11 protein-coding genes are annotated in these 13,160 nt (G+C 40.4%); 4 read left to right on the plus strand and 7 right to left on the minus strand.

Annotated features, from left to right (window positions below):
* Window position 1: 1 nt before the first annotated feature.
* The 4 genes from MHI20_RS10235 to MHI20_RS10250 are packed head-to-tail and all read right to left on the minus strand — an operon-like array spanning window position 2 to window position 2,028.
* The gene (locus MHI20_RS10235; RefSeq protein WP_007500042.1) at window positions 2-388 is read right to left on the minus strand and encodes a phage holin family protein; all 387 of its coding nucleotides are present in this window, start codon (window positions 386-388) and stop codon (window positions 2-4) included.
* Window positions 389-583, minus strand: a complete 195-nt coding sequence (locus MHI20_RS10240) for a PspC domain-containing protein (protein ID WP_008348183.1) — start codon at window positions 581-583, stop codon at window positions 389-391.
* Window positions 584-589: 6 nt separating this feature from the next.
* Window positions 590-1,681, minus strand: coding sequence for a DUF4097 family beta strand repeat-containing protein (locus MHI20_RS10245; protein ID WP_340938003.1), 1,092 nt, complete (start codon window positions 1,679-1,681; stop codon window positions 590-592).
* A gap of 11 nt (window positions 1,682-1,692) precedes the next feature.
* On the minus strand, window positions 1,693-2,028 hold the full coding sequence (locus MHI20_RS10250) for a hypothetical protein (RefSeq protein WP_268373201.1): 336 nt from the start codon (window positions 2,026-2,028) through the stop codon (window positions 1,693-1,695).
* 197 nt (window positions 2,029-2,225) lie between these two features.
* Here MHI20_RS10250 and MHI20_RS10255 point away from each other — a divergent pair, with 197 nt between their 5' ends.
* A complete protein-coding gene (locus MHI20_RS10255) occupies window positions 2,226-2,456 on the plus strand; it encodes a hypothetical protein (RefSeq protein ID WP_008348188.1) in 231 nt (76 codons plus the stop codon).
* 229 nt (window positions 2,457-2,685) lie between these two features.
* Here the strand turns inward: MHI20_RS10255 and uvrA are convergent, their stop codons facing one another.
* From uvrA to MHI20_RS10270, 3 genes are all read right to left on the minus strand, one after another.
* Window positions 2,686-5,562, minus strand: coding sequence for an excinuclease ABC subunit UvrA (uvrA, locus tag MHI20_RS10260; protein ID WP_340938013.1), 2,877 nt, complete (start codon window positions 5,560-5,562; stop codon window positions 2,686-2,688).
* Window positions 5,563-5,569: 7 nt separating this feature from the next.
* Complete coding sequence (gene uvrB / locus MHI20_RS10265) at window positions 5,570-7,555, minus strand: excinuclease ABC subunit UvrB (RefSeq protein WP_025208044.1); 1,986 nt, start codon at window positions 7,553-7,555, stop codon at window positions 5,570-5,572.
* 290 nt (window positions 7,556-7,845) lie between these two features.
* On the minus strand, window positions 7,846-8,091 hold the full coding sequence (locus tag MHI20_RS10270; RefSeq protein ID WP_008348197.1) for a CsbA family protein: 246 nt from the start codon (window positions 8,089-8,091) through the stop codon (window positions 7,846-7,848).
* A gap of 284 nt (window positions 8,092-8,375) precedes the next feature.
* Here MHI20_RS10270 and MHI20_RS10275 point away from each other — a divergent pair, with 284 nt between their 5' ends.
* The 3 genes from MHI20_RS10275 to MHI20_RS10285 all read left to right on the plus strand — a co-directional run bounded on the left by MHI20_RS10275 (window position 8,376) and on the right by MHI20_RS10285 (window position 12,939).
* Window positions 8,376-10,901, plus strand: coding sequence for a PEP/pyruvate-binding domain-containing protein (locus MHI20_RS10275; protein WP_340938017.1), 2,526 nt, complete (start codon window positions 8,376-8,378; stop codon window positions 10,899-10,901).
* A 90-nt stretch (window positions 10,902-10,991) separates the two neighbouring features.
* On the plus strand, window positions 10,992-11,564 hold the full coding sequence (locus MHI20_RS10280; RefSeq protein ID WP_008348201.1) for a TetR/AcrR family transcriptional regulator: 573 nt from the start codon (window positions 10,992-10,994) through the stop codon (window positions 11,562-11,564).
* Between the two features lie 40 nt (window positions 11,565-11,604).
* Window positions 11,605-12,939, plus strand: a complete 1,335-nt coding sequence (locus MHI20_RS10285; protein ID WP_017357883.1) for an MFS transporter — start codon at window positions 11,605-11,607, stop codon at window positions 12,937-12,939.
* Window positions 12,940-13,160 lie beyond the last annotated feature (221 nt).

Here is a 13,160-nt window from a genome sequence, read left to right on the forward strand (position 1 = left end):
GTTAGCTTTTTTTCGCTAACGGTTCCACGATTCCTTTCTGTATGAGCAGATGGAAAATGGATAAAATGACAGCCATCCAAATGGCCGTTCCAAACCCATCAATGTTAAAACTATCTCCCATAAAGCTTGAGGTCATCATCAGTGTGATGGCATTAATGACAAAGAGGAACAATCCTAGTGAAAGTACTGTCACTGGCAGCGTTAAAATGATCAAAAACGGCTTCACTAAAATATTGAGCAAGGACAAAATAATACTTGCTACAATCGCTGCGCCAAAGCCTTCAATATACACACTACCAAGGCCTGGCAGAATGCCTGAATCAAAATATCCAGCAATGACGATTAAAAGTAATGCATTGACGAAAATACTAACGATCCATCTAAGCATTTAGTTAGTGCCTTCTTCCGGAACAACAAAATACCAGATGAAGTAGATCAAGAAGATCGGCATAAATGCTGTCATAAATCCGATGATCACCGTTAAAATACGAAGCAGGGATGCATCGACACTTAAGTATTCAGCAAGTCCACCGACAACACCCGCTATTTTTTTATCTGTCGCTGAACGATAAAGCTTCTTCATGTAGAATCACTCCTTGTCTGATTGGTGCTTTACTTGGATTGAGCCAGTTTTTGTTTCTGCAAAAATGGATATATTGTGCTCCGCCTGTTGATTAGCTTTGATCATTTTCTCTTTTTGCAACGTTTCATTTTTCTCTTTAATCATATTTGCATCAAGCAGCTCATGAGAGATCGATCCGAGATTGCTTTTCAGCTCCGCAGTCACTGCACAAGCACGCGGAATCTGAACGTCCACACTGCCTGTTGTCGTTTTTGCATAGATCGAACGGCATTTCTCATCTGACAGCTGAACAGCAATGTTCCCATTGAAGCTCTGTGCATCAATTGATTCACTTTTCCCGCGCAGGTCAATGAGCCCATTAATGGTTTCTACTTCAATCATACCACACTCGTGATCAGCCAGTTTGATTTGTCCATTTGCTGTTTCAATTCCGACTTTTTCTGCTTGTAAAGAGGCAAAAGAGACGACGCCATTTGTTGTTTTTGCAGCCAGTTCTTTTGTCTTTAGCTTTTCCCCGCGAATCGGTCCATTAAACAGTTTGACTTTGATTTTATCGTATTGGATACGTGGTACATACAGGGTGACATTGACCTTCATGGTCTTCTTTTCAGTTCGGATAAAAAATTTGTCCCCTTCAAGCCCGCAATCCAGATGTTGAAGAAATTGCTGTCTTGCCTGCTCTCCATCCTCTGCACGGTAAATTTTCGCATGACACTCTGCCCGAACATCCCCATCATCCCAAGGCATCAAATTGAGACTACCGTTTGCCAATTGAATATCTAAATGAGACAGTGCCGCGTCTTTGAATTGAAAAATGTGTTCAACGTCGACGGACTGTCCAAAGTTCAAATCAAGATCTACATCTTTGACCTTTTTCACCGCCGAATCTAACCATCCAAACAGCTTTGCACCGAGGTTTTCAGTACCAGTTCCTTTATTCTCTGTGCCAGCTTTTTCTTCATGAAAGGTATGATCAGCCGTTGATTTTTCTAGTGAAATGGACTGATTTTCTTCTATTTTTTCAAGCAGCGTAATCGCTTCTTTTGCAGATAATGTCCCGTCTTCTACTAATTTTAAAATGCGTTCTTTTTCATTCATAAAAAGCCCTCCTACGATTTGATGGATTGAAGCACTTTAATACCTTGAATGATATTCCAAATGACAGAGATCAAAAAGCCAATGGCGACTAAAAAGGACAAGATAAGTACAGTGAACACTGGAACGAGTGAGTCGCTTGCCTGTGTCGTCAATAAAAAGGGGATAGATCCAAAAACCAGCAGCACACAAGCTGCGACTGGCAAAACATGTGACCACAATGCACGCTGCGAATGCCGTTTCGTTTCCTTTTGATCCACTACAAAATATGCCACGATCGGTACAATAAACGGCATGAAAAATACACTAAAATAACAAATAGATGCAATGATCGACTGATCTCTGTTCATATATATTCGCTCCTTCATGATGAAAATTCCTTTCTAACTCATACGTTTATGGCGTATAAAAAGTTTCAAACTCATTCGATTTACATATGACCTTAGACACAAATTATTTCTTTTTGCACCTAAGTGTAGATTCTTCATGGATTACCCTTTAAAATATGTTGAAAAGATGGTGATTATCATTATAGGGGGTAATTATTTTGACAGATCATCATAATGCTAACCACACGGCACAAACGCTTTTAGACCTTATACAGAAACAGAAAAGCATGAACAGCGATATGATCAAGGAGCTAGAGGCCATTCATCCGTCTCATCCGAAGTATGGTGATATCCGTTATTTAAAAGTACTGCTCGATAGTAGCAGCACTCATATTTTAAAGGATTTAACGCACCTCAGTAACTTAATGCCAAAGGAAGATGTGCAATAAAAGGAAAACCCCTCTTTCGGAGGGGTTCAGATTGTTGACAAAGGGCTAAAATGAACTTGATTTTAGCCCTTTGTCTTCTTTTCAGCGTGATAGAAAACCTTTGCAGTCTAGGAAGGACGAGTACTGGCGCGGAGCGAATTTGACATTCGTGAGCACCGGCACGCAGGACTGACAAAGAATGCGAGGGTTTGTCTACACGCTGAAACCCCTCTTTCGGAGGGGTTTTTCTTTATGAGGATGTCACACTTTCTGTTTCTTTGACTAACTGTTTCATTCGCTCACGATCACGCTCTAAAATCGGTTTTAAGTATCGACCGGTGTAAGAAGCTTCTTCTTTAGCAATTTGTTCAGGTGTTCCTGAGGCAATAATCGTTCCTCCACCAGCACCGCCTTCTGGTCCTAGATCAACAAGGTAATCGGCTGCCTTAATAATATCAAGGTTGTGCTCAATGACCAATACCGTATCCCCGTTTTCGACCAAGCGCTGGAGCACTTTTAACAACCTAGCAATATCATCCACATGAAGACCGGTTGTCGGTTCGTCTAAAATATACAAGGATCTTCCGTTTGAACGGCGGTGAAGCTCAGATGCCAATTTCACACGCTGCGCCTCTCCACCAGACAATGTCGTGGCAGGCTGCCCAAGTGTAATGTATCCTAATCCAACATCAAAGATCGTTTGCAGCTTCCGCTTAATTTTCGGGATATTCTCGAAAAATTGAAGTGCGTCCTCTACCGTCATTTCAAGCACATCGGAAATATTTTTCCCTTTATACGTGACCTCTAACGTCTCGCGGTTATAACGTTTCCCGTGACACACTTCACAAGGCACATATACATCAGGTAAAAAGTGCATTTCAATTTTAATAATGCCATCTCCACGACACGCTTCGCAGCGTCCACCTTTCACGTTAAAGCTGAATCGCCCTTTTTTATAGCCTCGTACCTTCGCTTCATTGGTTTGCGCAAAGACATCCCGCACGTCATCAAATACACCTGTATACGTAGCAGGATTGGATCTTGGTGTACGGCCAATTGGAGATTGATCAATATCAATGACTTTGTCTAAGTGATCCATTCCTTTGATTTCTTTGTGCTGTCCTGGCTTCGCTTTTGCTCTGTGCAGTTTTTGGGCAAGGGATTTCAATAAAATTTCATTCACAAGTGTACTTTTCCCTGATCCTGACACACCCGTCACAGCGGTAAAGACACCTAAAGGAAACTTCGCATTCACGTTTTTAAGGTTGTTTTCTTTTGCCCCTTTAATTTCAATGAATCGGCCGTCAGGCTTTCGTCTCTCAATCGGAAGCGGGATGAATTTCTCACCAGATAAATATTGTCCAGTCAACGATTTTGGGTCTTTCATGACTTCTTGTGGCGTTCCAGCTGAAATCACTTCTCCTCCATGAACCCCTGCACCTGGTCCAATATCAATGAGATAATCAGCGGCAAGCATCGTATCTTCATCATGTTCTACGACAATCAGTGTGTTTCCGATATCGCGCATGTTTTTCAATGTTCCAATCAATCGGTCATTATCCCGTTGATGCAGACCAATCGATGGTTCATCTAAAATATAAAGAACGCCTGTCAGTCTTGATCCAATTTGTGTCGCCAAACGAATCCGCTGCGCCTCCCCGCCTGATAATGTGCCAGCAGACCGGCTTAATGTCAGATAATCTAATCCGACATTATTTAAGAAGGATAAGCGCTCTTTGATTTCACGTAAAATGAGCTGGGCAATCTGCAAATCTTTCTCAGACAACTCAATTTTCTCATAGAAATCAAGGGCATCAGATACAGACAAATCGGTCATTTCTCCGATATGTTTGCCATTGATGAGAACCGCAAGTGTTTCTTTTTTCAGGCGATATCCTTTACAGGTCGGACATGGCTGATTGGCCATATATTTTTCCATCTGCTCCCGAATATAATCGGAGCTCGTTTCCTTGTAGCGCCGTTCAATGTTACGAAGCACACCTTCAAACTCGATTTCATTTTCACGGACCTGGCCAAAATCATTTTCATATTTAAAATAAATCAGCTCAGAGCCGCTGCCATATAAAATTTTATCAAATAAATGCGCCGGAATATCTTTTACTGGAATATCCATGTCAATTCCATAGTGTGTACATACCGCCTCAAGAAGCTGCGGGTAATATTGTGAGCTTTGAGGCTCCCATGGGGCAATGGCATGCTGACGTAAAGTCAAATCCTTATTCGGAATCACAAGCTCTGGATCTACTTCTAGTTTAGAACCAAGCCCATCACAGCTTGGACAGGCACCGAAAGGGCTATTAAACGAGAACATTCTTGGCTCAAGTTCCCCAATAGAGAATCCGCAGTGCGGACAAGCATGATGCTCACTAAATAACAGCTCCTCTTGTCCAATCACATCAATCATCACACGACCTTCACCAAGTCGGAGTGCCGTTTCAAGAGAATCAGACAACCGTGCAGCCACGCCTTCTTTCACGACAATTCGATCAATCACCACTTCAATGGAATGCTTTTTATTCTTTTCAAGCTCGATCTCTTCTGACAGGTCCTCCATCTCGCCATCAACTCTGACTCGAACGTAACCCTGCTTCCGAATTTGATCAAGTACTTTCACGTGTGTTCCCTTACGTCCAGATACGATCGGCGCAAGCACTTGTAGTTTCGTTCGTTCTGGATACTCTAAAATACGGTCTGTCATTTGCTCAATCGTCTGTGATGTAATTTCGATCCCATGAATAGGACAAATCGGTTTTCCGACTCGAGCATATAATAGACGCAAGTAATCATAAATTTCTGTAACAGTCCCAACGGTTGATCGAGGGTTCCTGCTTGTCGTTTTCTGGTCAATACTAATCGCTGGAGAAAGCCCTTCAATCGCATCTACATCTGGTTTGTCCATTTGACCGAGAAATTGACGTGCATAGGCTGACAGTGATTCAACATACCTGCGCTGACCTTCTGCATAAATGGTATCGAAGGCAAGCGACGATTTTCCCGAACCAGATAAACCTGTAATGACCACTAGCTGATCGCGCGGGATATTAACATCAATATTTTTAAGGTTGTGGGCTCTTGCCCCTTTCACCTCTATTCGTTCCATAGCCATCTGGCATTCATCCTTCCGCTTTTAGCTCTAGCAATAGATCTCTTAATTCTGCTGCTTTTTCAAAATCAAGCGCTTTTGCTGCATCTTTCATTTCCATCTCGATGTTTTCGATCACTTTTTCTCGTTCTTTTTTGCTCATTTTTGACAACTTTGGTGCTGCTTTTGTTTCGTATTCTTCCGAATCCTCATGTACTTTTGTTGCCTTGATCACATCTCGAATCTTCTTATGGATCGTTTGCGGAGTAATACCAAATTTCTCATTATACGCTTCTTGCTGCTCACGTCTCCGCTTTGTTTCTTGTATGGCAATGTCCATTGATTTCGTCATATTGTCTGCATACATAATAACCCGGCCTTCTGCATTTCTTGCAGCACGGCCAATCGTCTGGATGAGGGATCTTTCTGAACGTAAAAAGCCTTCTTTATCCGCATCTAAAATCGCCACGAGCGACACCTCTGGAATATCCAAACCTTCTCGAAGAAGGTTGATCCCAACAAGCACATCATATTTTCCGAGACGTAAATCACGAATAATCTCAATCCGCTCTAGTGTCTTAATTTCTGAGTGCAGATAATTGACCTTGATTCCGATTTCTTTCAGATAATCTGTCAGATCCTCAGACATTTTCTTCGTTAAAGTCGTCACAAGCACACGCTCATTTTTCTCAACCCTTGCATGAATTTCCCCAATTAAGTCATCGATTTGTCCTTCAATTGGACGGACTTCAATGATTGGATCAAGCAAACCAGTTGGACGAATAATTTGTTCCACAACCTCTGGCGTTTTCTCAAGCTCGTATGGGCCAGGTGTTGCGGATACATGCACAATATGGTTAATGTGCTTTTCAAACTCATCAAATGTGAGTGGTCTATTATCAAGTGCTGACGGCAGACGGAATCCGTGATCAACAAGCACTTGTTTTCTTGCCTGGTCCCCATTGTACATGGCGCGAATTTGCGGGATGGTCACGTGTGACTCATCGACAACAATCATAAAATCATCCGGAAAATAATCAAGCAATGTGTAAGGTGTTGAACCAGGCGGACGTAAGGTGAGATGTCTTGAGTAGTTCTCAATCCCTGAACAAAAGCCCATCTCTCTCATCATCTCAAGGTCATACCTTGTCCGCTGCTCAAGACGCTGTGCTTCAAGCAGTTTTCCGTTTTCACGAAGCTTTTCCAACTGTTCCTCAAGCTCTTTTTCAATATTAATAATCGCTTTTTCCATCTTTTCTTCTCTTGTGACGAAGTGAGATGCTGGGAAAATAGCAACGTGGTCACGATCACCGAGAATTTCTCCAGTGAGAGCATCTACTTCACGAATACGTTCAATTTCATCACCGAAAAACTCCACTCTGATACAATGCTCATCTCGTGAAGCAGGAAAAATTTCAACGACGTCTCCTCGAACTCTGAAGGTTCCGCGCTGAAAATCTATATCATTACGAGAATACTGAATATCCACAAGCTTACGCAGCAGTTGATTGCGTTCAATTTCCATTTCAGTTCGTAAAGACAGCACAAGCTCTCTGTATTCTTCAGGAGAACCTAAGCCATAAATACAGGACACACTGGCAATGATGATGACATCTCTTCGCTCAAATAATGAGGATGTGGCGGAGTGCCTTAGCTTATCGATCTCATCATTAATGCTGGCATCCTTTTCAATAAATGTATCAGTTTGAGGCACGTACGCCTCAGGCTGGTAATAATCATAATAACTCACAAAATATTCAACAGCATTATTCGGAAAGAATTCCTTAAACTCGCTGTATAATTGTCCGGCAAGTGTCTTGTTATGCGCAATGACAAGTGTTGGTTTGTTCACTTCTTTGATCAGGTTGGATACAGTAAAGGTCTTTCCCGTACCTGTAGCACCTAACAGCGTTTGATGCTGTTTCCCCTGATGGATGCCCTCCACAAGCTTTTCAATGGCTTTTGGCTGATCTCCTTGGGGCTGATAGTTAGAAACTAATTCAAAGCGGTCACTCACATCAAAGCCTCCGTTTCGTTACGAAATCTATCTAATGAATATATTATCATAAAAGAACACAAAAATACGAACTAAAGTTCGTGTCTGACTTGATTTTTATTTCCAATACAACCATACCCTCTCTGCCGTGGCTCATAACCCTCTAAATAAACCTTCCTTTCAGTATGGAACATTTTGGAGCGAGATATTCGATCAGCAGAAAAACCACCAAAAAGAAAGCTGCACTCACTAGAATCGTAAGCACAGCTCCTGCAATCAAAAACATTTTCTTTTCATTAAGAGGGATCACATCAATGATGTTTTTCAGCCTTCTCTCTTTTTTCGACTTCTTTCTTGGCCATAAACAATGCCCCGGCCACTAAAGAAATAATATCTAATCCTACGATAAAGTAGGTTTCTGTATAGCCTTTCATATACGAAGCAAATAAAAGCGCTGCTGTTAATGCAATGCCAACGTAATGATTATAAGTAACCTTTGAAAATAAAATAACGAGCAAGAAAGGAAAAACAAGTGCAAATATGGCTTTTGTAATCACAAAAACCCTCCCTCTACATGGTCTACTCCCTTGATTATAGTAAAGATTGGCATAATGAACAATTCACAGTTTTCAATTTCCGCTTTTTTCTTCTCGGTAGAAGACTTTTGATATAGCTGAGGAGGAAAATTAGTGAAAACGTCCCCTTTCTAAAGATAGGTCTTTACGTCTTTGACAGTTACATCCAATAAATTCTATGATGAAAATGATAGTGCGCACTATCATTTTAAAAAACAAAAAGAGACAAATGAAACCATTGGCTATTTGGATAAGGGGGCATTCCCATGTATTCAGTATTATTTCATGCGGCTGAAGAATCCGCATCACTCGCAGGGGCAAAAGGCGTGAATTTAATTAAATTAAACAATCACGGACTGCCAGTTCCAGATGGATTTATTATTAAAACGAACAGCTTTGCAAGCTTTCTTTCATATCACAATTTCCATCCAACTGATCAAAATCTTGCCCGAAAAATCACAGAAGCTTCGTTTCCTTCACAAATGGAGACAGAATTACTTTCATCCTTTCAATCATTGTTGAAAACATATCCATCCGTTGCAGTTCGATCCTCTTCTGTTGCGGAAGATCTCGAAGGCGCCTCCTTTGCAGGTCAATACGAGACCTATTTAAATATCAAAACAAATGAAGAATTCTTGCAAGCCGTCAAAGAATGTTGGTCGTCTTACTTCGCAGCAAGAGTCACAGAATATAAGGAAGAAATGATTGAGAACGAGGAAGAGATGCCGCTCATGGCTGTTGTTGTACAAGGATTGATCCATTCTGACATCTCTGGTGTCATCTTTAGTGAGAATCCTGTATCAGGAAAAACAAACGAAGTCATGATGACTGCAAGCTATGGACTAGGAGAAGCCATCGTCTCCGGCCTTGTGACACCAGATACATTTATTGTAAACAAAGAAACGTACTCTATTGAAAAAACACTAGGAACAAAAGAAGTGCAAATTGTCCCCTGTCAAGAGGGCGTCGTTGAACAACCCGTAGGTGAGGAGATGGCTGGCCAATTTTGTCTTCGAGATGATCAATTGATCCAAATCACGAAAATGACAAAACAAGTAGAAGAACTTTATGGACATGGAGTAGATATCGAATTCGGCATGTCAGATGGTACTTTTTATTTACTTCAAGCAAGACCGATTACTGCTTCTTTTTCCAATACAGCAAATGGCTCCTCAGGTGCAGCCTTTCAAATGAAACCTGAAGAGCTGCAAGACTTCTGGATCTCAATGGACGATCATATGCCTGGACCAACAAGTCCTCTTTTTTCAAGTTTGATCATACCTGCTTTAAAAAACGGGATGAAGAAAAACGGAGAGAAGTATCAAGTACCAGACCTTAATATTAAAGATATCAAGCTTTATAGAGGCCATTTGTATTCTTCACCGTCTATGCCAGAAGCGTCAGAGGAACCAGTTTTTGACGAGAGCCTATTCGAACTGTTTCCTCGTTTAAGCGAAAGAATGTATCGCATTTTAAAACAAAACTTGTTCCCATTATACGAAAAACTTGATCGGCAAATCACTCAACCGCTAACAATTGATGAAGCCATTATTGGTTTTCAAGAATTAAAAGAGATTTATCTAAGAGCGTATGACGACCATTTTGACATTGTCATACCTCAAGTCATTCTATCAGCGATCATTGAAGACATGCTTGTCTCATATACTGGCGATCAAACACAAGTCGTCCTGCTGCATGAAATGATGATAGGTGTGATGAACAAGTCTCTTGAAACAGATCAAAAGCTATCTCACTTGGCAAAAGACGTTCTTCAAGATTCCGAGCTTCTTCAGGCATTTAAACATCATTCAACGAATGCTGAACTATTATTTGCCCTCAATCACACAGATAAAGGAAAAATCTTCATTTCCGACGTAGAAGCTTTTCTCCAAGTCTATGGTTGGCGGTCTGTTAAAAGCCATGATTTTACAGAGGAAACATGGGTGGAAAATCCTGAATTTGTCTTGGACATCATTAGAAACAACATTCGGTATCAATCTGATTTTGATGAAGAATTTGCACAAGCCGTGATCAAAAGGCAAGAAACGTATGAAGAGTTTATCAGTCAAGTGACAGATGAAGCGTTTAAAACAAAATTTGAGGAACTTTATCATTTTGCACTCCATGCAGCCAATATTCGAGATGATCATCACTTTTACATTGATGCCATGTTAGATGCAAAAGCGAGACTCTATCTCTTAAAAATTGGTGAACTTCTTGTTCAAAAAGGAGCGATCCCTCATCAAGAAGACCTTTGGTATCTTTACGATGATGAAGTACTCAATGCGCTCACAACTTCGACCACATACGATTCGATCATTCAGCAAAGAAAAATTGAAATGAAGGAAAATGAATCCATCCAACCACCAGCTTATACAGGAACGCCTTCTGAAGCTGAATTGCAGCAAGTAGAAAGAATGCTCGGTTCGCTAAGGGAAAATGAAAACAACACAGACGATGCAATCTATGGAATTGGTGCATCTAGCGGCATTACTTCCGGAAGAGTCAGAGTCATTACATCTGCTGATGAATTTTCACAATTTGAAAAAGATGACATTTTAGTTTGTAAAACAACGACACCTTTATGGACGAGCTTATTTAGAGACGCAAAAGCAGTCATCACCGATTCTGGCGGCATTTTGTCCCATTCCGCTATTATCGCTAGAGAATATATGATACCTGCTGTCTTAGGTACACGGATCGCAACTGAAAAACTAAAATCTGGTGACCTCGTGACAGTAGATGGAGCCAATGGGCGTATCCAGTTATTAAATCAGCATTCACGGGCATAGTCGTCACTGTTTGGATCATATTGGCGGTCACAGATTTTATCGGTATACTTACTTTGTTGCAAACACATTCATAACCTGAGGTGAGTATGCTTGTTAAAATCAACAAATCAGCGGATCATTCGCGCAACAATGGAATTATTGTCTGAAAAGGGCTATCAAAAAACAACGACAAAAGAAATTGCGACAAAAGCGAATGTAAGTGAAGCGACAATTTTTCGTAACTTTAAAAACAAACGCGGCGTGATTGCTGCCATTATGAAAATGAAATCAACACCGACCAAAACCCTTGAAGCTGAATTTAAAGACGATTTATACACCGATTTAAAATTTCTCGGTAGCTATTTCCTTGAAGATTTGACTTCAAAAAAAGAATTTATCTATATCAGCATGAGAGAACCCGCTATGTTTAAAGATTTAACAGACCATGAAAAAATTTATCCTCAAGAATTGAGAGATATGCTGATTCATTATTTCAAAAAAATGAGTGCTCAGCATCGTGTATTAGAAGGAAAAGAAGACATCTATGCAGATATATTTATTAGCACGTATTTTGGCTTTTTCATTCAACAGCTAGAGCAAGACATTCAGCTTGTTTTAACACAAAAAGAAGACTTTATTGAGACATGCACACACATTTTCATGAGAGGAATTTCCCCTACTTAATTGGGTGAAATTCTTCTTTTTTACAAAGGTGGTAAACACATTGAATCTTAAAAAAGAGAACTTGATCATTTATTCTTTGCTGCTTGGAGCTATTTTAGTTCCAGTCAATTCAACCATGATCGCAGTCGCTCTATCATCCATATCAACTTATTACGATCAATCCATATCAAACATTACTTGGGTGGTCACGATTTATCTAATTGTCATGGCAGTCACTCAACCTATTGCGGGTAAGCTGGGAGATATATACGGCCACCGCAGCATGTATTTAGCCGGTGTGATACTCTTTTTGATTGGCTCCATTGGATGTGCTTTCGCACCTAATCTTGCTTTTCTTATTAGCTTCCGATCAATTCAAGCGGCAGGCGGAGCTATATTAACACCGAACAGCATTGCTTTAATTCGAGCAACAGTATCACATGAAAAGCTTTCTAAAACTATGGGTTTTTTCGGTTTTGGAGCGGGAATTGGTGCCGCACTTGGACCTTTTATCGGCTCTATTCTCATTCAGAGCTTTGACTGGCATTCCATTTTCCTAGTGAATATACCATTTTTGATTCTCACACTTGTGACAGGCGTTTTTATGATTCCGAAGATGAAACATACGCGTTTACAAGCCAATGTAGATATCATCGGTTCGTTATACTTAACAATCGGGATCGCCACACTCATTTTGTTTACTAAAAGCCAATTATTAAACGAATACATGATCTATGGCGTTCTAGCGGTCATTTCCATTCCTTTATTTTTCAAACACGTACGGAAAGTTACAAATCCCATCATTGATTTGACATTATTTAAAAACAGTACCTTTACGAACGCTAACCTTTCTATCATGCTTAGTAATTTTGTGATGTACGCGATTCTTCTCATTATGCCGCTGTTTATGGAGCAAAAACTCGCGCTTTCTCATACACAAAGCGGGATTTTCCTTTCGATCTTTTCACTCTGTATGTCTATTAGTGGATTACTCGGGGCAAAGCTCCATCCAATAAAAGGTGCCAAAAAAATGATTCGATTTTCATTTCTCTGTCTTACTTTATCAGGTGTTATGCTGATCACACTAAGCAGCTACCCAAATTTACCACTCCTTATCATCACATTAGTCGCTGGGGGGATCTCATCAGGTATTGGCATGACTAGCATGCAGATGGCTTCTTTAACATCTGTTGATCAGAGTTTATCCGGCTCTGCATCTGGGATTTTTTCTACCTTTAGATATTTCGGAAGTATCATTTCATCTACTTTAATTGGTATATTAAGTGGTTTTCAATCTTTATTTATCATATTAATGGGCGCAGGTATTCTTGGTTTCCTCCTCTCTCATCGTCTAAAAACGAAACCCACTTCTCATTCATCTGAACACTCTGCTTAATGACTCCCTTCGCTCTATTTAGGGCGGGGGAGCTATGATTATGTGTTACTGTAACCGATTATGGATACAATGATCAAACTGTGAAAATGATCTTTTACTCATGAAAAAATGTCATATAAATAGACGAAAAAGAAATTTCAGCTTTCATTTACCTCTACTTCCCCACCTAAAAACTTCTTTTCATATCTTCCAGCATTCATAACTTCGATTTTTTTTCACAA

Source organism: Bacillus sp. FSL K6-1106 (assembly GCF_038005245.1).
Lineage (GTDB): Bacteria > Bacillota > Bacilli > Bacillales > Bacillaceae > Bacillus > Bacillus altitudinis.

What these genes read in the sequence shown, in the direction of transcription:
- MHI20_RS10245 (WP_340938003.1), bottom strand. Translation starts at nt 1,681, where the DNA reads ATGAATGAAAAAGAACGCATTTTAAAATTAGTAGAAGACGGGACATTA.
- MHI20_RS10275 (WP_340938017.1), top strand. Translation starts at nt 8,376, where the DNA reads ATGTATTCAGTATTATTTCATGCGGCTGAAGAATCCGCATCACTCGCA.
- MHI20_RS10250 (WP_268373201.1), bottom strand. Translation starts at nt 2,028, where the DNA reads ATGAACAGAGATCAGTCGATCATTGCATCTATTTGTTATTTTAGTGTA.
- uvrA (WP_340938013.1), bottom strand. Translation starts at nt 5,562, where the DNA reads ATGGCTATGGAACGAATAGAGGTGAAAGGGGCAAGAGCCCACAACCTT.
- MHI20_RS10235 (WP_007500042.1), bottom strand. Translation starts at nt 388, where the DNA reads ATGCTTAGATGGATCGTTAGTATTTTCGTCAATGCATTACTTTTAATC.
- MHI20_RS10240 (WP_008348183.1), bottom strand. Translation starts at nt 583, where the DNA reads ATGAAGAAGCTTTATCGTTCAGCGACAGATAAAAAAATAGCGGGTGTT.